Raw genomic sequence first — 20,976 nt, 5'->3', positions numbered from 1 at the left:
AGTTAAATAATTACTATTTATGATACGTAATTTAAATCAATGCTAAGTGAAATATTTAACATAAAAAAACCGATATTATTATTCATAATATCGGTCAATTTATTATGCTATCAAATAGCTATTTTAGCTGTTTATTATTCCTCAACTTGCGAAATAATATCTAAATTATCGTCATTAACAATAGATGCATTTTCTTGACCAAAACCTTTTAAGCCTACAACATGCACATGTTCATGATTACCGAAAACTTTACGCACCAATTTATAAGTGGTCCCTTTCTCTGGGCTAATATTTTCTGGTGCCGCAATAATTAATTGCATCTGTAAACGTTCACAAAGTTCAAATAACGTGGCAATAGATTTAGCATCCAGACGCGCGGCTTCATCGAGGAACAATAAACGGCATGGAATAATATCTTTCGCTCGTAAGCGACGAGATTCTTCTTCCCAACTTTGAACAACCATAACCAAGATTGACATACCGGTACCAATCGCTTCACCGGTGGATAATGCACCACTTTCAGCTTTTAACCAACCTTCTGAGCCACGATTAACTTCAACATCTAGCTCCAAATAGTTACGGTAATCCAGTAATTCTTCACCAATAGTCTGCGGTAAACGTTGCCCCATATCGACCTGAGGATTTAAACGTTGATACAGCTTCGCCATGGCTTCAGAGAAAGTGAGGCGTTGGCTAGTAAATAAATCCTGATGCTGTTCATGATCTTCAGATAACACATCCAGCAGTAAAGCGTGGCTATCGCGCACATTAACATTCAAGCGTACCCCTTTGACCTGACCGAAGGATACTGACTGTAATCCCTGATTCAGCAGTCGAATACGGTTTTGTTCGCGTTGAATAGTTTTGCGAATAATATTAGCCACACTTTTCGCGCTAATCGCCAGTTTTTGCTCACGGGCCGTTAGCTCTTCTGTTAACCGCGCCAACTCAATTTCCATCTGCTCGATGGCATCAATAGGGTCATCAGTACGAATAATATCCTGACGGATACGCTCACGCAGATGCTGATAAACAGCGATAAAGAACTGAATTTTGCGTTCCGGACGCTTTGGATCTTCGGACAAACGCAAGACATCGCGTAAATGTTCGTTATCCGCAACCGCTTGACGCAGTGCTCCTAACGCTTTATCCGACATCGAACGCAGGCTATCGCCATCTTGATAAGCCAACTCGCGACGATGCAAGCGACGTTCTACACCGTTATCTTTAACTAAACGCATTACTGCACACCAGCCCGCCTTGGCAGTAACAACTTGTTGGCGTAACTGATAATAATCGCGTTCAGCTTTACGGATACGTTTCTGTAAATTATCCATCTCGGCTTCACACAGAGTCAGTTGTTTTTCCAACTGATTTATCCGTGTACGGTTACTCATCACCGCTTGATGTAACTCATCACGACGCTGACGCGCTCGCGTTTCTGTTTCAGGGTCAGATTTAGCACCGATAGCCGACATCTCGTCCATCAGCTCTTTCAGCATATCTTGCTTAGTTTCATACGAGCTACGTAATGAGGCTAAAACTTGATTAAACTGCGCTGCCTGAGATTGATGATGGCGTAATTGCTCACGCGCTCGGCTTCTATCTGCTTCGGCATGTTCCAGACGCTGGCGTAATTTTTCATTTAAATCAGTATTCTCATTAACCATACCTGTTGAGTCGCTGTAACTGAAATGCGCTCTACGCTGCACCACTTCAATTAAAGAAAATGCCTGCTGTTTAGCTAATTGCTGACTGTGTTTAGCCCCTTCATAATCATGCTTTAATTGTTCATATTGTTCTGGGTCACTCTGTAACACGGATACAATAGGTTCAAGTTTAGCCAGTGAACGCGCATGTTTATTTAAGAAATCAGCGGCTTCTTCAGCTTCGGCTAACTCGTCTCGTACTTCTTCTGTGCGATCAACCAAAGTTTCATCCATCAATAGGCCGATCAGTGGGATCAGTCTATTCAGTGCCGCCAGATTCTCTTTACCTTGCGTAAACTGTTGACGCTGCTGCTGTGTTTGTTGGTCAAACTGGGTAAATGCACGTTCTAATTCAGTACGTTTTTGATTTAGTTCCCGCAATGCGGCTTCAGGATCATCCTCAAAAGCTACAGAAATGTGTTTACCAATAAAGCGGCTAAATAATTGATGTAAACGCTGAATTTTTTGTACATCAAATGACAAGGTAGCATAACGTTCAGCCAAGCTATCTCGTTGTAAACTTAACGTTTCTAGCTGATTTTCACGCGCAGCACGACCAAACAGAGGGACTTCAGGATAGCGAGAAAAACGCCATTGACGCTCTGATGACTGCACTAATACCGCATTATCAAACTCTTCGGCATTAAATACACTGTCATCAAATGATTGCGGATCGCCTTCAATAAAATAGATATCTTCTGGGCAATCTTGCAATGTATCGAGTAATGGGCGAACAACCGAGAGATCGGGAACCACAATACCATGACGGGCAGGACCATATAATGCCGAGAAATAAGGCGCATCATCAATGGTAATATCGTCATAAATCTCAGACAATAAAACACCACCAAAGCGCTCGGCCAAAGACAGCATGCGGCTATCATCAGCACCGCTTGGTTGGCTTAAACGTTCAATTTGTTGTTCCAGCTGGCGTTTTTGTGCGGCAATTTCATCGCGATCAACGGTAATTTCACGCTCACGTTCAAGCAATTGCTGCATATATTCAGTGACTTCATGACCATCACTAAAATATTGTTGCGTTTGTTCGCTGAGTTGACTCAATGCATCCTGTGCCGCTAACCAAATAGGCGCTTTTGCCGTTAATTGCTGCACTCGCAAACTAATTTGTTCAATCTCTTGGCGCATTTGCATTCGATGCTCGCCACTGTCACTGACCTGTAAGCTTAACTCTTCTTGCTGTGCTTCGAGCTCAGCCATCAACTGATCTAATTCATCCGGCTGATAGCGTTGGCCATGGCGTTTACAAAACTCATTAAGTAAGCGCTCGGCATTTTGTTGACTATTCAACCGTTGTTCAAGCTCAGATAACTGCATACGTAGCGGTTGGATACGTTCAGCTAAATGGGTCTGAGATGACCAATCACGCAATAATTCACGGGCTTGTTGATAAGCTTCACCGCGGGTTACTTCCCCCACAATACTTTTTACTAGCTGGTATGCCTGTTCAAATTGGCTATGTGCAGCATTAGCTACACTCATTTTTTGTTCTAAGGCTAATAATGCGTCAGTCGCTTGCTGTTCTTTGGCTTCAAAGGTTTCTAGCCACTCAGCCGCATTATCTACTGATAAATCAGCTAATCCACACAACTCACGGGCACGTTCAAGCGCCTGTAACGCTTGTTGGTATTGAATAGCACGCGTCTGTTGAACATCCAATGCTTGTTGATAATCCGCCAATTGATTTTTTAATTCATCAACTTCGGCTTCTGCCGCTTCTGATCTAGCTTCAAATTCAGCATGCAGTGAGTTTGCCTCTTCAACAACTTCAGCTTGCTCTTCAAGTCGGTATGTCAGTTCTTCGATATCAGATTGATAGCGGTCGATTTTTTCTTGCTGGCGTATTGCCGTTTGTACCAGCCCTAAATGATCACAAGCGCCTTGATAATCGGTTTCTAAATCACTCGAAACGGCGCTTTGTTCATTCAATTCACGCGCCATTTCGATATGACGGATTTGTTCATGTGCTAACTGTTTGCGGCTAATAAATAATTCACTACGTGCCGCTATCGCAGCATCTAAATGAATACGGCGTTCATTAGCATGGCGCATATAATCAGCAGAGACATAATCTGTTGCCTCACTAATTAAATGTTTAAATAAATTTCGATCGGACTGGGTGACGCGAATGGCCTCAAGGGTCATCCGATTTTCACGTAATGCGGATTCCATATCCTGAAAGGCTTTACGTACACCGCTATTTTCTGGCAATAAATAGTCGCGCAATGAACGGGTGATCGCACTGGAAATCCCACCGTATAATGAGGCTTCAATCAGCCGATAATATTTACTACGATCACTGGCCGAGCGCAGTTTACGTGGAATAACCCCTAAATCAAATAAGGTAGAATGGTAATCTGCAATCGAGTTAAACTGTTTGAATTGCACGCCTTCGGTATCATCAAAGCGGTCTTTTAGCTCATTTAAGGCAATAACTCGCGCCTGACGCCCTTCAAGCAGTTCGGTTAGAATTTCCGTTGGTACCACGGCAGTCGGTAACCCTTGGATCATGAAAGGTTTAATATCGACTTTTTTATCACGTCCCGCGACTTGCTGTAGACGAACCCCCACCAGCACACGTTGATGCTTAGAATTGACCACATCTAGGATGGCATAACAAACGCCCGGACGCAGTTTACCGTGCAAGCCTTTATCGCGGGAGCCCGAGGTTGCCCCAGCTTCGGTGGTATTGCGGAAATGTAACAATGTTAAATCGGGGATCATTGCCGTAATAAAGGCGGCCATAGTGGTTGATTTACCGGCACCATTGCCGCCAGAAAGGGTGGTGACCATCTCGTCTAAATCAAATGTTCTGGCAAAAAAACCATTCCAGTTAATCAGCGTCAGTGAGCGAAATTTTCCGCGTTCAATCATAACTGTTCATCCTCCGCACCTGCCGCTTCATGGTTTTGGTCTTCATCTTCATCAATATCTAGCGATAATTTACTTTCTAACGATATCGCTTCGCCGTCACGGATCAGACGTAATTGAGCATCGAGTGGATTATCACCACTGCGAACATCGGCACCAAAACGAAAAACTGATTCCATGATAGTAAATTTGCTGCTGTCATTTTGTAGGAAATGCACCATACCTAACCGCCGTAAGCGATTCAATGAGGTACGTAACTTTTCCTGTAATTTTTGTTTATCGAGATCAGAGCCTGTTGAACGCTGATTAATGAACTTGAGTAATTTATTTTCATCAGCCAACGAAATAACTTCTTCAAAAAGTTCTTGTGAAGTAAATATTCCCTGATTGGCTAATCGCTCTGGGCTCAGATAAAGGTAACAAAGAATTTTTCCGACCATCATATCTAGTTCAGATAATACCGAACGTGGGATAAGCGTGGTTGAGCGCGGACGCAAATAGAAAAAGCCTTCAGGGGCTCGGATTAATTCAACATTATAGCGGCTATAAAAATGCTCTAATGACTCCTGAAAATCCATCAAAAAAGCATGATTATCTAAATCATCAATGCTGATATGGCGCCCAGATCTAAGTTGGCTATCTAATTCCGGAAACAGTGAATTAGCTAATGCCTGTGCCAGTTTTACTGACATAAATTGTTCAATATTTGTCGATGACATTTGCCTGTACCTTGGCTCCGTAATCATTAATCGCTAACCATTCCGCCGATATTCCTGACAGATCAGCCTCTGCTATACCTAATTTGACTGCCTGATCAATCACAATACGGGCAACATCAAAATGCCGTTTCTGAGGATATTGTTGTAGGTATTCCTGTAATACCTTACCAATATCCAGCGGTTGCTGAGTGCGTTTATACACCGCCAATTCAGCTTCCATCAGTGCAGCCAGTTGTTCATTTACTTCGCTAAATTCTTCGAACTCAAGCTCATCAGGTAATTCACCTGTGACCTCTTCATCTCGCAACATTAGTTCTTCATCGCGCATATCTAACAAGCGATCTGCGTTAGCATAAGTTAATGCCCACGGGCTATCAAAATAATGCTGGACAGATTGTCTTAAGCGCTGCGAGAAAATACGGTTTTTATCCATATCAATCGCGGTACGAATAAATTTGTGAACATGGCGGTCGTAACCAATCCATAAATCGATGGATTGTTGCCCCCAACTTACGATGCGGTCGAGTTTATTTTGTAGATCAAACACTAACTTATCGACAGGCTCAGAGAATTTTGGCGCGTTCATATTAGCTTCTTGAATACGCAATAAATTAGCCTGTAATTTATCACCGGCGGCCTCTAAGGTATCTTGTAACTCGCGCAAGGTAATGGAGGTTTCAGAAAGTAACTGTTCGCAATTAGCAATCGCCGCCTGCCAGTCTTGATCAAGCAGCGCTGCGATATCATTTTTAACGCTATTTTGCTGCTCATCCATAATACGTTGAGACATATCAATACTGTCGAATATTTCAGCAACCGAATATTTTAGCGGTGCAAAAACATGGCGATGCCAATGATAATCATCTCCGCCTTCTTCTGCCGACTCAGCCGCATTTAATAATTCACCTGCGACTATTGATAGCTGCATGGATAAACGTAAGGTCGAAAATTCACGCTGACGAATATAGTAATCACTGATCCCCATACCCAATGGCGTTAATCGGTAAATTGAATTACCTTCAATAATGTCACTGTTAAATCGATTAAACAGTTTTTGGCGCACCATATCATTGATGGCATTATTGGCTCTAACCGCTAATGATTCTGTGGTTTGTTCGAACCCTTTACATACTTCACGAAAGGCGTCGATCAATTCAGCTTCAGTCATTTCACCATTAATTCGTTCGCTATTCAGTACCGCAACCGACAGTAAAAAAGCTAAACGTTCTGGGGGAAGCGAAAGCGAAAAATCATTTTTGCGTGCCCAGGACACGAGCTCGGGGACGGTCTGGGAAAATTCACTCATATTTCGTCCTTTCTATTTATTTTTTTTGCCATCACATGGATATATCGCCCAAGGCTGATATAAGGCTCCTGTCGACAGTAGCGTTGCTCTAATTCGAGCAGCGCAGAAAAATCTTTATTCTGCAATTGGCGGCTCTGTAAATAATCATGGAATACCCGTACTCCACTTTTGCCGGTAATTTCTAGCGTAAACTCTTCTAACCACTGATAAACCTGTTCAGGCATCAGCGGATATTGCGGCGATAACGAACGTTTACGACGGCGCTGGATATTCGGCGTGGCTAAATGAAAATTACCCAAAATAGCATTGCGCATCACTAAACCGTTGGCATTATAAAACATAATAGACAAGGCGCCTTCGGGCTTAATTATATCTGTCAGAACTTGAATTGCATATTTTTGATCGCTTATCCATTCAAGTACTGCGTGGAACAAAACCAGATCAACCGGAGCATCAAGATGTTGTTGAATATCCTGTACCGCACTATGAATAAAGCGCATTTTCTGGCTAACACCTTGTTCATCTGCCGCCAGTTTAGCCCGTTCCAACATCTCTTCGGATAAATCGCAAAGTATTACTTGATGACCAAGTGCGGCTAATTTTCGCGCAAAATGACCTTCACCACCGCCAGCATCTAGAATACGCAATGACTGCGCAGGAAATTCAGTAGCTAACAAATGTTCTAGATCCTGCCACACTACCGCTTCACGAATTTTACCTTTGGTAGTGCCATAAATATTGTTTGAAAATTTTTCCGCGATATCATCAAAATTGCGATCTGCCATGTTCTACCTAATTATTATTCTCTCGATACTTTTTCGGTATCATCTATCTCTGTTATATTTCATGTTATCAGCATGCTGGCAATATTTATTCGCTCTTTACAACGCTAATTCAGGATAATTTTATTTACAGAGATTATTATTTAAGTCAATCCAAACAGTCAATTAGCTTACTAACTATGCTTATCTCTCTGCAATAATAAACTTAAATTATAAGCTCGGGTCAATGTCTCCCTGCCTCTATCATTGTCATTGAATCCCAGCAAACAAGGAACACTGATTAATCAGCCTATAAGCAGAAAGTAAATCGCAATATATCGTCATTATTACCGCGATGGCGGAAGATAAATTATCAACTGTTGAGAGTTCAAGCTACATAGATAAAATACGACGGGATATATTGTTAATTCTCGACATATTGGCAGCTCGAATTATGTCAAGTATAACAGATAATAACGTGCATTTGGCACCGGCGAGCGCCGATTACTGCTAGATACCCGACTGACTGATGATAATTCCGACAAATAAAGGACACTGATGTTATTCATTCTAAAAAAATACCTTGGCTCACTGCTGATGCCATTACCTTCGTTACTAATTATCGGGCTTATCGGTCTGATTTTACTCTGGTTTACCCACTGGCAAAAAAGCGGAAAGTGCTGTGTAACCCTTAGTTTAGTGTGTATTTTATTGCTCGGATTACAGCCAGTAGCGGATAAGTTGCTCGCCCCAATAGAATCAGGTTATGAAAAACGTTACGAGTTATTAGATAACCATCCCGTCGCTATCAATTATATTGTGGTCTTAGGTGGCGGGTTTACCTATAATCCTGAATGGGCACCCAGCTCAAATTTATTCAATAACAGCTTACCCCGTGTTACCGAAGGTATTCGGTTATATCTGCAACACCCTGGTAGTAAATTGATTTTCACTGGTGGTTCGGGTAAAAATAGCCTGAGTAGCGCCGAAGTCGCCGCACAAGTTGCTCAGTCATTAGGCGTCCCCGCATCAGATACAATTGCGCTAACTCGCCCTAAAGATACTCAAGAAGAAGCCTACGAAGTAGAAAAAATAGTCGGCAAGCAACCATTTTTGCTGGTTACATCAGCCAGCCATCTGGCACGGGCAGAACGCTTTTTTCTGGCTCGAAAAATGCAGCCTATCGCCGCCCCAGCTAATCAGTTAGTCATCAATTCACCACTCAATGCTTGGGAGAAATATCTTCCCTCCGCCTATTATTTTGGCCATGCAGAGCGCGCTTGGTATGAGACTCTCGGCAATATTTGGCAACGATTTAAACCTGATAATACCCAAAAATCTGCACCTGAACTGTTATTAACAACACCAGAAACCATTACTGCGGAGTAGCTTCTGCGGAGTAGCTTCTGTGGAGTAGCTTCTGTGGAGTAGCTTCTGCAAAGTAACTGTTATAAAAATGCTTCTTTCTCCAGTCGCCGGCTGAAATTTAGATCAAAAAAAGGTGTGATAAAAATCACACCTTTTTATTTTTTAGTCGATTATTTTGGCTATTTTTTATTTTTTCGAGGTTGTATTAACGCTATCGGTCACATTATCTGTTACGTTTTTATAGCAATAATCTAAGCTAACTAATATCAGCTAGACCTAACTCACTAGCGCTCGAGCTATCCTCTCACAAGAAACTTAAATTCAGATAAATTACAATGCCAATAACTGAGCAAATATTTTACGTACTGAGTCTAAATCTTCTGGCGTATCGACACCCGCCCCCGGCGCTTGGGCCGCGACAGCGACATGGATTTTCTCTCCATACCAGAGCACTCTTAACTGCTCTAACATTTCAATATTTTCTAACGGACTGGCCGGCCAAGTAACATAACGACGAATAAAGCCAGCACGATAAGCATAAATCCCAATATGACGTAAAAAGTGGTCGCCAATAATCTGTTTATTGACCGCAAACTGATCACGTTGCCAAGGGATTGCTGCACGAGAAAAATAGAGCGCATAGCCCGATTGATCCATCACTACTTTTACTGCATTCGGGTTAAATGCTTCTTCTGCATTATTAATAGGTACCGCTAGGGTGCCCATTTCAGCCTGACTAGTAGCTAAATTATTAGCTACTTGGCTAATAATCATAGGAGGAATTAAAGGCTCATCCCCCTGAACATTAACAATAATCTCATCATCCGCGAATTGGTATTTCTCAATAACTTCAGCTAAACGCTCAGTACCAGAATGATGATTTGAATCCGTCATGCAGGCTTCACCGCCCGCACGTTGAACTGCATCAACTACCTCTTGATGATCAGTAGCAATAATAACCCGTGAAGCCCCAGATTTTAATGCTTGTTCCATCACCCGAACGACCATTGGCTTACCATGGATATCGGCTAGTGGCTTGCCCGGTAAACGTGTCGACGCAAAGCGAGCAGGAATAATAACTGTAAACACGGTTTATTTACCTTCATCCATCGGTAATTCACGGGCTTCATTTTGCAATAGCACGGGGATCCCATCACGAATTGGATACGCAAGATGATCGATTTTGCAGATAAGCTCTAAGTTGTCTTTATTATAACTTAACTTACCATGACAAACGGGGCAGGCAATGATTTCAAGTAAACGGTGATCCATGTTTTCTCCCAAATGGATTTAATTCATTTTGGGATCAGAATATCACAAGGTGCTATCACCGTTAACTTTAATCTTTTTGAATCTTTTTGAAATGGCTTTCCTTTCTGTTTTATTGCCCAAAAGTTTTTATTTACTAAAAATTTTGTTGGTAAGAAAAGAAAGCATTTGAGAGGTCTGTTTTAATTAAAAGGCGATAACATCAGCTGCTGTTATACCTGTTGATCCACGAGTTACAGAAAACTCGACATTCTGACCTTCCATTAACGATTTGATTTTAGTATTCGCAATTGATTTACGAGTTACATATATATCATCACCACCATTAGATGGAGAAATAAAACCATAACCCTGTTGCTGATCAAACCATTTAACGCGGCCGAGATGTAATTGTAAATTCATGATAAAGCTCCTTTTGTGCATCTAGCAATAATTCTCTTTATTGCTTTGATGTGACTACTCTTCCATTAAGCCCCACTATTTTGCCGATTTAAATTTAATATATAGAGTAGTTTTTGTATTTATTATTCAACAATAGTTTCTGATAATAATCAGATAACTATTCTTATTTTTTTATTTAAGCTATTATTTTTTAAGCTTAGTTAAAATCCACGCTCTTGCATAACTGCTTAAGATATTAACAGTAAATTTTGACATTTATATGACAATGCAGACTGTATCAAAGAGTAATGCTGGAATGTTTTTATGTTTCACATGTTATTAGACTAAATTACATTATTACATTTACTTGTACTGGTCACCGAGGTTTTACCTTTTGGATAACGAGTATTGCAAGTAAACCAAAGTAATAAAGTATCATTTAAGATGGTTATTTTAAGTCCTAGAACTTAAATTTCAAGCCTTAAAACAAATATACTGCGAACACGATGTTGTTATAAATATCATAGTAAAAAAAAATACTCAAGTTTTTTTATATGATTCTATCTTTTTTTCAATCTCAGATAACATTTTTTCCGCTCCCGGAGAGGCTAAAGAGGCGCTTACCGGTAAGTACCACCAATTTTTCTGCGCGAACGAATGGCATTTTACCGCATCTTTTTCAGTCATTAATAATACTTGAGAAGGTGAGACTAATGCTGATAATTGCTGCTGTTGATACATTTGATGATCGGCAAAAGAATATTCTGCAATTAAGTTAACCCCTTTATTCTTTAATGAAGCATAAAATCGTGGCGGATGTCCAATTCCTGCCATAGCTACTACTTGTTGTAACTCACTAACCAGACGCTTTTCACCAGTAACTATATTTATCGCTTGATCACCTTCCAGTACCATCGATATTTCACCACTCTGGGGAGAACCGCCATTTGTAATTAATGCGTTTACTGTATTTAAGCGCCCTTCGTATTCGCGCATGGGTCCAGCCGGCAACCACCAACCATTACCAAAACGACGCTGACCATCGATAACTACAATTTCATAATCACGAGCTAAAGCATAATGCTGTAAGCCATCATCAGTAATGATAATATCTATATCGTACAATGATAATAATTCTTTAACAGCATCGCTACGACGTGGAGCAACTACGACAGGAACACCCGTACGCTGATGAATTAAAACTGGCTCATCGCCGCCTTCTGTGGTGGCAGTTTTATTGGTAATAACTAAAGGATAATGCGCCGCTTTGCCTCCATATCCGCGGGATACCACGCCGACCGAATAACCTTTTTGCTGCAAATTCTCCGTCAGCCAAATAACCACGGGAGTTTTGCCATTTCCCCCTGCGGTTAAATTACCAACAATAACCACTGGTACTGGAGCCTTCCATGAACGCAATATCCCAATCTTATAACACAGTCGACGCAGCGTCGTTATCATGCCATACAGCAATGATAACGGCACTAGCAAGATATATAGCCATGAGCGGCCAGCCCATATACGCTCAATCATTGGCTAAACTGGATCTTGTGTAACTGTGCATAGGCACCGTCTTGATTAATCAAGACTTTATGATTTCCGCGTTCAATAATTTGTCCATCCTGCACCACTAATATTTCATCTGCATTTTCAATTGTAGATAAGCGATGGGCAATAACCAGTGAAGTACGATCTTTCTGTAATTCATCTAATGCGGCCTGAATCGCACGTTCTGATTCAGTATCTAACGCAGATGTGGCTTCATCAAGGATCAAAATAGGTGAGTCACGCAATAATGCGCGGGCTATCGCGATACGTTGGCGCTGACCACCAGATAACATCACTCCGTTTTCACCGATGACAGTATCAAGTCCATTATCCAGCTTATTGATAAAGTCCATGGCATAGGCCATTTCTGCGGCTTTCTCTATTTGTTCATGACTAAAACTGCCATCTGTCGCATAGGCGATATTATTAGCAATGGTGTCATTAAATAAATAAACGTGCTGAGAGACTAATGCGACCTGTTGACGTAATGAGGATAACGTATATTCACGAATATCATGATTATCAATAGTAATACTGCCTTCATCGATGTCATAAAAACGAGTGATCAAATTAGCAATGGTCGATTTGCCTGAACCTGAACGACCAACGAGAGCGACCGACTTACCCGCAGGAATAGTAAATGAGATATTTTGTAATGCTGGGCTGTCTTTAGATGAATAAGTAAAAGTGACATTTTTAAATTCAATATCACCGTTGGCTTTCTTCAACACCCGTTTTCCATCGTCTTTTTCTTGTTCCATATCTAAAATGGCAAACAAGGTTTGACATGCCGCCATACCGCGCTGGAACTGTGCATTCACGTTAGTTAATGATTTTAATGGACGCATCAATGCAAACATAGAAGAAAAGACAACACCGATAGTCCCTGCCGTTAAAGTATCCATAATTTCAGGAAAACTAGCTGCATACAGAACAAAAGCCAATGCTAACGAAGCGATCATCTGAATAATAGGATCAGAAATTGCCGATGCAGTCACCATTTTCATTGCTTGACGACGCATATTATTACTAACTTTGTTGAAGCGTTCAGTTTCAACTTTTTGACCACCAAAAATAAGAACTTCTTTATGGCCTTTTAACATTTGCTCAGCACTGGTAGTGACTAGCCCCATACCGCTTTGCATATTCTTACTAATATTCCTAAAACGTTTGGAAACAATACGAATAGCGATAGATACAATAGGCGCAATTACAATCAAGATCAGTGATAACTGCCAGCTGTAATAAAACATTAAGCTGAACAAACCTATAATATAAGCACCTTCGCGAATAATAGTAATCAGTGCACCAGAAGAAGACGATGCTACCTGCTCTGAATCATAAGTAATACGAGATAGTAGCGTTCCGGTAGATTGCTGATCAAAGAAACTTACCGGCATCCCCATCATATGACTAAATAGACGCCGACGCATGTTCATAACAACTTTTCCTGAGACCCAGGAAACGCAATATGTCGATACAAAGTTTGATAAACCACGAATTAGCATCAGCCCAAGAACAGCTAAAGGTAACCATTTTAATGTGTCAATATTAGACTTACCAAAACCTTCATCTAATAAAGGTTTTAATAAGGAGATCATAAATGCATCGCCTGCCGCATTTATGACTAAAGCGATTGCTGCAACAATTAAACCTGCTTTAAATGGCACAATTGATGGCCATAAACGACGAAACGTTTGCCACGTTGAAAGATCTTTATCATTCATTCTAATTTTACCAAAACTTAAAATAAGCGCCCTATTCTACTCGGGAATTGCTATTTCACCAAACCACTGATGAAACCAGCGCGGTTGAATTTCAACTCGATAACTTGATTTTACTATTTTTTCCCTATTAAACCATAAAGTTATCTGTCCTTGCTGAGATGTATTCAGCCAATCTATATTCGCTTTTTGGTACCTATCTCGCACTTTAGGAGAGGGAATTTGCCACTGACTATAGCGAGCCGATGAAACTAAAGCTAAATTTGGCATGACATTGCGTAAAAATAATCCGGTAGATGAGGTATTGCTACCATGATGTGGAACTTGAATAATATTTGAAGTTAAAGCCACTTTATCTAACGCCACTAACTCTCTTTCTCCTCGCTTTTCAATATCACCAGTTAATAATATTTTGTTATATCCATCAGTAATTTGAATAACACAAGAATCATTATTATGTGATAATTTCTTCCCATTAACTGGCCATACCACAGTAAATACGAGATCTTTCCAACGCCATTTTGTTCCGCGATGGCAAGGCAAATGCCCCCCATCACCAAAATTACTGCGTAATGAAACTCCCGGATAATGACGCCGTAAGGATACTACTCCGCCCGTATGATCAAGATGGTCGTGACTCAAAATAATGCCAATTGGTTCTAATTGATGATAGCTCAAAAAAGGAATGATATGACTCAGTGCAACGTCACCACCTTGCCAACTTTTTCCTGTATCATAGATTAAAGCTTGGCGACCTTGCTGCATAATAATAGCTAATCCGTGACCGACATCAAGCATGGTTAAGCGCCATCCTTTAGCTTCGGGTTGCGGGTAAATACCAATAACTAAACAAAGAAAGCAGATAATTAAACTGCAGTATGAACCGTACCAACCAAAAATATAAATAATGGGTAATAACCCACTGATAGCCACTAACCACGGAGAAATAAATCCTCCATTTAACCAAAACTGCGCTAAAAAAGGTAATGGGGATAAGCTAATTGATAAAATCGTATCAATAAACTCAAATACTATCGACTGAAGATAATCAAACGGTAATAAAAAAATTAGTAATAATAACGGAATGATTAAACAAGAGATCAATGGGACCAACCATAAATTAGCCAATAATCCGGCAGGATTAAACCCGTTAAAAATAATTAATTGGATTGGAATTAATAATAAAAGTAAGCCAAATTGCAAATGTAATAATTTAATCCATTTCAAACGCCAATCGACATAAATACTACGATTGAGCTGAATTGTCGATCCCCAATAGAGAATTGCTAATACAGCAATGCATGAAAGCCAAAAACTATCCGAGAGAATTGCCAGTGGATCAAATAATAGGATCAGCCCCATACTAAGAATTGCCCATTGCCACGGAAAGCAATAAAAAGGCTGTTTTCGTAAATAAATAGCTAATGAAAGAGCGAATATAGCCCTAATAGCCGGTATAGATAAACCTGATAGCCAGCTGTAAATTACAGCTGTTAATAATCCTATAGATACCGAAAAACCTAAATAAATATATTTATAAGCAAAGAAAAACTGTATAAATCGAGCTAAATAAAAACCAACAAAATAAGCAATTCCAATGTGTAATCCTGAAATAGCTATTAAATGGCTCACGCCTGTTTTTTGTAACCATTGTGATTGTTGTGGCTCTAATAATCCTCTTTCACCGAACATCAGCGCGTAAATAACTCCGCGATTAACTTGCTGATTAATATGTATTAAATAATAATCAATTGTTTTTTGACGCCAAGAACACGAGGAATCAATCAGCTTTTCACTGGAATTTTTCAATCGACCTAATATACGCTGAGCAATATAATGCCGCTGGCTATCAAATCCACCTTCATTTAACAAAGAATGTACCGGGTATAATTTACTCTGAAATTGCCATCGTTGCCCCGCACAAATTTTAATATCTGATTTTTTTGCTGGATACCAATAAGCATAAAGTGCTGGAAATACATCTACACTATCGAGAGAATCTATTCTTACTTTTATTCTTTGCTGTTTTTTATTCTCGATAGGAACAGTAATTACCGTTACCTGAGCATTATGCATTCCCATACTAAACTTATTTATATAATTAAGTAGTTCACTCGCATGCCACCCCCCCCATAACAGAGACATAGCAATAAATATAAAAAATTTAACGTATTTATTTACCGTATAAAATAGTAATATTGCAATCAACAATAATATAATGAAAATATAAGTAGTAATGTTAGGGATATTATTTAAATACAACAATGGCAATAATCCAATAAATAATGCTACTGATGCATAATTTATATTTAACTCACTTTTTGATTTCACTAGTAATAATACGTTATTAATTATCGCCATCAGCATCCTTGCTGTTTAATTTTTACCTTAGGTATTGATAATACGATAGTTTTGGGGGGAACAGACAGAATAAAAGTTATTTTTAGATTATGGATTATAATATTAAATGTAACAAACAAAAATGATTTTTATTTTTGCAAAGTGGTTCACAATTAATTTAATCTAAATAAAAAACACACAATAATATATAAAATGAATTGATTATTTATACTATCAACAATATCACTATACAAAATGAAATCATAACTAAGAAGATAATAAATAATAACTGATAGAGCAATTAATAATGGAACTAAGGCTAAATACACTAATGAAATAATAAAATAATAAAAATTACTGCTAAACAGAAAATAGAAGGGATGAATAATGCCAGAAAAAAGAAAAAATAAACGACACCGATTAATAAAAATCAAAGTGTCGTTTTAATTTACATAATTAAGCCATAATGCGTGCTAGCTATTTGATTCTTGAAAGCACTCATTCACACGGTCACGTAATTCTTTGCCAGGCTTAAAGTGTGGAACGTATTTACCTTCCAGCTCAACTTTATCACCCGTCTTTGGATTACGACCAACACGTGGAGCACGGTAGTGAAGAGAAAAACTGCCGAATCCACGAACTTCAATACGCTCTCCACTAGCCAATGTATCTGCCATGTGCTCAAGCATTTCCTTTACAGCATCCTCGACGGTTTTAGCTGAAAGATGAGATTGATGGCTAGCAAGTCTTTCGATTAATTCCGACTTGGTCATAGTACCTCCCTAAACTACCGTTATAACAAGGGTAATCATCGACTACCCTAATATCACTTAATTACTCGCCTTTAGCTGCTTTGAAAGCTTCAGCCATAGCGTTGTTTGCAAAGTTAGTATCTTCCTGTTTGTTGTTCACAGTAGCGATAGCATCTTTTTCATCAGCTTCGTCTTTTGCGCGAACAGACAGGTTGATTACGCGGTTTTTGCGATCAACACCAGTGTATTTAGCTTCAACTGCATCACCAACGTTCAGAACTTGGGTTGCATCTTCAATGCGGTCACGAGTTGCTTCAGAAGCACGTAAGTAACCTTCAACACCGTCAGCCAACTCAATAGTTGCACCTTTAGCATCAACAGCAGTTACTTTACCGTTTACAATAGCACCTTTCTTGTTAACAGCCAGGTAGTTATTGAATGGATCTTCAGCTAATTGTTTAACGCCCAGAGAGATACGCTCACGTTCTGCATCGACTTGCAGTACTACTGCAGCGATTTCGTCGCCTTTCTTGTATTCACGTACAGCTTCTTCGCCAGTAACGTTCCAAGAAATGTCTGACAGGTGAACCAGGCCATCGATTCCGCCTTCCAGACCGATGAAGATACCAAAGTCAGTGATAGACTTGATTTTACCTTCAACGCGATCGTTTTTGTTGTGAGTTTCTGCAAACTGCTGCCATGGGTTAGATTTGCACTGTTTCAGGCCCAGTGAGATACGACGACGTTCTTCGTCGATATCCAGAACCATAACTTCAACAACATCACCAACATTAACAACTTTAGATGGGTGAATGTTTTTGTTAGTCCAATCCATTTCTGAAACGTGAACCAGACCTTCAACGCCTTCTTCGATTTCTACGAAGCAGCCGTAATCAGTCAGGTTAGTAACGCGACCAGTCAGACGAGTGCTTTCTGGGTAACGTTTAGCGATTGCGACCCAAGGATCTTCGCCCAGTTGTTTCAGACCCAGAGAAACACGAGTGCGCTCACGGTCAAATTTCAGAACTTTAACGTTGATTTCATCGCCAACATTGACGATTTCGCTTGGATGTTTAACACGTTTCCAAGCCATATCAGTGATATGCAGTAGGCCGTCAACACCGCCAAGATCAACGAATGCGCCGTAGTCAGTAAGGTTCTTAACGATACCTTTAACTTCCATGCCTTCTTGCAGGTTTTCTAGCAGTTGATCGCGCTCTGCACTGTTTTCAGACTCGATTACAGCACGACGAGAAACAACGACGTTGTTGCGTTTCTGATCAAGCTTGATAACTTTGAACTCTAGCTCTTTGCCTTCCAGGTGAGTAGTATCACGCACTGGACGAACATCAACCAGAGAACCAGGTAAGAACGCACGGATACCGTTAAGTTCTACGGTGAAACCGCCTTTAACTTTACCGTTGATAACACCAGTTACAGTTTCTGCTTCTTCGTAAGCTTTTTCCAGCATTAACCATGCTTCATGGCGTTTAGCTTTCTCACGAGACAGAACAGTTTCACCGAAACCGTCTTCGACTGCATCCAGAGCAACGTCAATCTCATCACCAACCTGGATTTCTAGCTCACCCTGAGCATTTTTGAATTGTTCTACTGGAATTGCAGATTCAGACTTCAGACCTGCGTCAACCAGAACAACGTCTTTATCGATAGCAACAACGGTGCCGCGTACGATAGAACCCGGACGGGTTTCAATATTCTGCAGGGATTCTTCAAAGAGTTGAGCAAAAGATTCTGTCATATTAATGATCTTCAAGAGTTTATATTTTAACGTCCATTTAGCATCCTGCCAGATGGGGTTGTTTCACATACCCTGCAACATTCCTTGTCAAAGGGTTATTTATAGCGGGTTCCTATTTCGAGAACGCACTAATAGAGTTGTATATTATCTAATTATAAGCTAAAACAAAGCCAATTACTTAGATAAATTAAGAATTTTTTTTGCGTATGTCAGCGTTTTTTCGATAACTTCATCAATTGACATACTGGTCGAATCCAGAATGAGTGCATCTTTAGCCGCCACTAACGGCGCGACAGCACGATTCCTATCACGGTAATCACGTTCCTGAATTTCGACTAAAAGACGCTCAAAGTTAACATTAAACCCTTTATCCTGCAACTGTCTCATCCGGCGATGAGCACGTTCTTCTGCTGAAGCATCCAAAAATATTTTTACGGGTGCATCAGGAAAAACTACTGTGCCCATATCTCGACCATCTGCAATCAATCCCGGTAGAATACGAAAAGCCCGTTGACGACGTAATAAAGCTTCTCTAACTCGCGGAAAAGTCGCGGCTTGTGACGCGGTATTACCGACTGTTTCGGTTCTAATTTGGTTACTGACATCCTCCCCTTCGAGGATAACTTTCAGTTGGTCACCTTCAGGCACAAAACGTACATCTAAATTTGCCGCTAATGGAACTAAAGCATCCTCGGACTGGATATCAACATGATGATGGAGGGCAGCTAACGCTAAAACGCGATAAATTGCACCGGAATCTAAAAGTTGCCACTCCAGTTCTTTTGCCAGCGCCTGACAAAGTGTCCCTTTACCCGCTCCACTTGGCCCATCTACAGTAATTACAGGGGCTATCGCCGCCATAGGGGTCTCCTTTTGTACGCAGAATAGTTTATCTATTCTCCGTCGAACAATACTGTGCCCCGTATTATACTCACTGCAAGATTTTGTGAAACCTAGAGGTTTTAATGAGACAAAAAAATTTAATATTTTCTATTTAACTAACTGTAAGTTAGCGCTATTTATTAGCTATAAAATAAAAAACCGGCTTATAGTTATATCAACAATATATCGATAACGAAAAACCGGAATTTATCTGTTAATCATACCACTTGACTGACTTCATTAATGCGTTAATTTTTCCAGTTGTTGGAAATAAGTCGGAAACGTTTTAGCTGTACAACCTGGATCTAAGATAGTTACCGGCGTATCTGATAGTGCAACTAATGAAAAACACATTGCAATTCGGTGATCGTTATAAGTTTCTATCTCTGCATGCCGCAGCTTTAATGGTGGAGTTATACGAATATAATCATGCCCTTCTTCTACCTCGGCCCCGACTTTACGCAATTCTGTCGCCATTGCATATAAACGATCCGTCTCTTTTACTCGCCAGTTATAAATATTCCGAATAATAGTTTCGCCTTGAGCAAACAGTGCAACCGTACCAATAGTCATCGCTGCATCAGGAATAGTATTCATATCCATATCAATACCTACCAATTTACCGCGCTCACATTCGATATAATCCTCGCCCCAACGAATAATTGCGCCCATTTTTTCTAACACATTGGCAAATTTAGTGTCGCCTTGTAAGCTATTTTTACCGATACCTGTAACACGAACAGTTCCGCCCTTAATCGCTGCAGCTGCCAGAAAATAGGAGGCAGAAGATGCATCGCCTTCAACTAAATATTCGCCTGGTGATTGATATTGCTGCTGGCCTCTAATTTCAAAAGATTGATAATTTTGATTTTTAACATTCACTCCAAATGTTTTCATCAGGGCCAATGTAATATCAATATAAGGCTTAGAAACTAAATCGCCATTGATCGTAATTTTGCTATCGTTGTTCGCCAATGGCGCAGCCATTAATAACGCGGTTAAAAACTGACTGGATACTGAACCATCAACTTGGATATTACCGCCAGTAAATCCTCCAGAAATTTGTAATGGGGGATAACCTTCCTGCTCAAGATAATTAATCTTAGCACCACCTTCGCGTAAAGAATCAACCAAATGTCCAATAGGTCGCTCTTTCATTCGTGGCTCGCCGGTTAAAATAATCTGGTTATTTCCTAAGGATAATGCAGCAGCTAATGGGCGCATTGCAGTGCCAGCGTTGCCCAAAAAGATTTCAAGCATATTTTCAGCCACTAAAGCATGTCCAATACCCTCAACGGTACAGCGCGTTCTATCTTCAGAGAGTTGATAACTAACGCCTAATTGAGTTAATGCATTCAGCATATGGCGAATATCATCACTATCTAATAAGTTAGTTAGATGCGTAGTACCCTGTGCCATCGCCGCTAATAATAACGCACGGTTAGAAACACTTTTAGAGCCGGGTAAGTTAACGCAGCCATTAATATAAGTAATGGGTTGTAGTGTCAGCGATTGCATAAAAAGCAGTCTCTCCAAATTGTTATTTATATACCTAATTTTTTAGATCTC

At 40.2% G+C, this 20,976-nt stretch carries 15 protein-coding genes; 1 reads left to right on the top strand and 14 read right to left on the bottom strand.

The window, feature by feature from the left end; genetic code table 11:
* Positions 1-134: 134 nt before the first annotated feature.
* The 4 genes from mukB to cmoM are packed head-to-tail and all read right to left on the bottom strand — an operon-like array spanning position 135 to position 7,408.
* Positions 135-4,601, bottom strand: coding sequence for a chromosome partition protein MukB (gene mukB, locus MNY66_RS05060; protein WP_241501574.1), 4,467 nt, complete (start codon positions 4,599-4,601; stop codon positions 135-137).
* On the bottom strand, positions 4,598-5,317 hold the full coding sequence (mukE, locus tag MNY66_RS05055; protein ID WP_047255480.1) for a chromosome partition protein MukE: 720 nt from the start codon (positions 5,315-5,317) through the stop codon (positions 4,598-4,600). Before mukE ends, mukB begins: the two co-directional genes overlap by 4 nt.
* Positions 5,298-6,623, bottom strand: coding sequence for a chromosome partition protein MukF (mukF, locus tag MNY66_RS05050; RefSeq protein ID WP_241501573.1), 1,326 nt, complete (start codon positions 6,621-6,623; stop codon positions 5,298-5,300). Before mukF ends, mukE begins: the two co-directional genes overlap by 20 nt.
* Complete coding sequence (gene cmoM / locus MNY66_RS05045; RefSeq protein ID WP_241501572.1) at positions 6,620-7,408, bottom strand: tRNA uridine 5-oxyacetic acid(34) methyltransferase CmoM; 789 nt, start codon at positions 7,406-7,408, stop codon at positions 6,620-6,622. The genes mukF and cmoM overlap by 4 nt, the downstream gene beginning before the upstream one ends.
* Positions 7,409-7,942: 534 nt before the next feature.
* Here cmoM and elyC point away from each other — a divergent pair.
* Positions 7,943-8,773 (top strand): envelope biogenesis factor ElyC, encoded by an 831-nt coding sequence (gene elyC / locus MNY66_RS05040; protein ID WP_241501571.1) that lies wholly within the window; start codon positions 7,943-7,945, stop codon positions 8,771-8,773.
* A gap of 309 nt (positions 8,774-9,082) precedes the next feature.
* Here elyC and kdsB read toward each other — a convergent pair whose 3' ends face one another.
* The 10 genes from kdsB to aroA all read right to left on the bottom strand — a co-directional run bounded on the left by kdsB (position 9,083) and on the right by aroA (position 20,925).
* Positions 9,083-9,841: a 3-deoxy-manno-octulosonate cytidylyltransferase gene (kdsB, locus tag MNY66_RS05035; RefSeq protein ID WP_047255484.1), complete on the bottom strand. Its 759-nt coding sequence runs from the start codon at positions 9,839-9,841 to the stop codon at positions 9,083-9,085.
* A gap of 3 nt (positions 9,842-9,844) precedes the next feature.
* Positions 9,845-10,024: a Trm112 family protein gene (locus MNY66_RS05030; RefSeq protein ID WP_047255485.1), complete on the bottom strand. Its 180-nt coding sequence runs from the start codon at positions 10,022-10,024 to the stop codon at positions 9,845-9,847.
* Positions 10,025-10,207: 183 nt separating this feature from the next.
* The gene (locus tag MNY66_RS05025) at positions 10,208-10,423 is read right to left on the bottom strand and encodes a cold-shock protein (RefSeq protein WP_047255486.1); all 216 of its coding nucleotides are present in this window, start codon (positions 10,421-10,423) and stop codon (positions 10,208-10,210) included.
* Positions 10,424-10,942: 519 nt separating this feature from the next.
* On the bottom strand, positions 10,943-11,935 hold the full coding sequence (gene lpxK, locus MNY66_RS05020) for a tetraacyldisaccharide 4'-kinase (RefSeq protein WP_241501570.1): 993 nt from the start codon (positions 11,933-11,935) through the stop codon (positions 10,943-10,945).
* Complete coding sequence (gene msbA / locus MNY66_RS05015; RefSeq protein WP_047255488.1) at positions 11,932-13,677, bottom strand: lipid A ABC transporter ATP-binding protein/permease MsbA; 1,746 nt, start codon at positions 13,675-13,677, stop codon at positions 11,932-11,934. Before msbA ends, lpxK begins: the two co-directional genes overlap by 4 nt.
* A gap of 36 nt (positions 13,678-13,713) precedes the next feature.
* Complete coding sequence (locus tag MNY66_RS05010) at positions 13,714-16,035, bottom strand: DNA internalization-related competence protein ComEC/Rec2 (protein ID WP_339389451.1); 2,322 nt, start codon at positions 16,033-16,035, stop codon at positions 13,714-13,716.
* A gap of 452 nt (positions 16,036-16,487) precedes the next feature.
* Positions 16,488-16,787 carry an integration host factor subunit beta gene (gene ihfB, locus MNY66_RS05005; RefSeq protein ID WP_047255490.1) on the bottom strand — a complete coding sequence of 100 codons (300 nt, stop codon included), beginning with the start codon at positions 16,785-16,787 and terminating at the stop codon, positions 16,488-16,490.
* Between the two features lie 61 nt (positions 16,788-16,848).
* A complete protein-coding gene (gene rpsA, locus MNY66_RS05000; RefSeq protein ID WP_047255491.1) occupies positions 16,849-18,525 on the bottom strand; it encodes a 30S ribosomal protein S1 in 1,677 nt (558 codons plus the stop codon).
* Positions 18,526-18,699: 174 nt separating this feature from the next.
* Positions 18,700-19,386 carry a (d)CMP kinase gene (gene cmk, locus MNY66_RS04995; RefSeq protein WP_047255492.1) on the bottom strand — a complete coding sequence of 229 codons (687 nt, stop codon included), beginning with the start codon at positions 19,384-19,386 and terminating at the stop codon, positions 18,700-18,702.
* Positions 19,387-19,647: 261 nt separating this feature from the next.
* Complete coding sequence (gene aroA, locus MNY66_RS04990; RefSeq protein ID WP_047255493.1) at positions 19,648-20,925, bottom strand: 3-phosphoshikimate 1-carboxyvinyltransferase; 1,278 nt, start codon at positions 20,923-20,925, stop codon at positions 19,648-19,650.
* Between the last annotated feature and the right edge of the window lie 51 nt (positions 20,926-20,976).

The organism is Moellerella wisconsensis (genome assembly GCF_022592395.1).
In the GTDB taxonomy this organism is placed as follows: Bacteria; Pseudomonadota; Gammaproteobacteria; order Enterobacterales; family Enterobacteriaceae; genus Moellerella; species Moellerella wisconsensis.
This window is presented reverse-complemented; position numbering and strand designations above follow the sequence as displayed.

Excerpts from the sequence above, each read along its gene's own strand:
- mukB (WP_241501574.1), bottom strand. The coding sequence starts at position 4,601 with ATGATTGAACGCGGAAAATTTCGCTCACTGACGCTGATTAACTGGAAT.
- mukE (WP_047255480.1), bottom strand. The coding sequence starts at position 5,317 with ATGTCATCGACAAATATTGAACAATTTATGTCAGTAAAACTGGCACAG.
- mukF (WP_241501573.1), bottom strand. The coding sequence starts at position 6,623 with ATGAGTGAATTTTCCCAGACCGTCCCCGAGCTCGTGTCCTGGGCACGC.
- cmoM (WP_241501572.1), bottom strand. The coding sequence starts at position 7,408 with ATGGCAGATCGCAATTTTGATGATATCGCGGAAAAATTTTCAAACAAT.
- elyC (WP_241501571.1), top strand. The coding sequence starts at position 7,943 with ATGTTATTCATTCTAAAAAAATACCTTGGCTCACTGCTGATGCCATTA.
- MNY66_RS05030 (WP_047255485.1), bottom strand. The coding sequence starts at position 10,024 with ATGGATCACCGTTTACTTGAAATCATTGCCTGCCCCGTTTGTCATGGT.
- MNY66_RS05025 (WP_047255486.1), bottom strand. The coding sequence starts at position 10,423 with ATGAATTTACAATTACATCTCGGCCGCGTTAAATGGTTTGATCAGCAA.
- lpxK (WP_241501570.1), bottom strand. The coding sequence starts at position 11,935 with ATGATTGAGCGTATATGGGCTGGCCGCTCATGGCTATATATCTTGCTA.
- msbA (WP_047255488.1), bottom strand. The coding sequence starts at position 13,677 with ATGAATGATAAAGATCTTTCAACGTGGCAAACGTTTCGTCGTTTATGG.
- MNY66_RS05010 (WP_339389451.1), bottom strand. The coding sequence starts at position 16,035 with ATGGCGATAATTAATAACGTATTATTACTAGTGAAATCAAAAAGTGAG.
- ihfB (WP_047255490.1), bottom strand. The coding sequence starts at position 16,787 with ATGACCAAGTCGGAATTAATCGAAAGACTTGCTAGCCATCAATCTCAT.
- rpsA (WP_047255491.1), bottom strand. The coding sequence starts at position 18,525 with ATGACAGAATCTTTTGCTCAACTCTTTGAAGAATCCCTGCAGAATATT.
- cmk (WP_047255492.1), bottom strand. The coding sequence starts at position 19,386 with ATGGCGGCGATAGCCCCTGTAATTACTGTAGATGGGCCAAGTGGAGCG.
- aroA (WP_047255493.1), bottom strand. The coding sequence starts at position 20,925 with ATGCAATCGCTGACACTACAACCCATTACTTATATTAATGGCTGCGTT.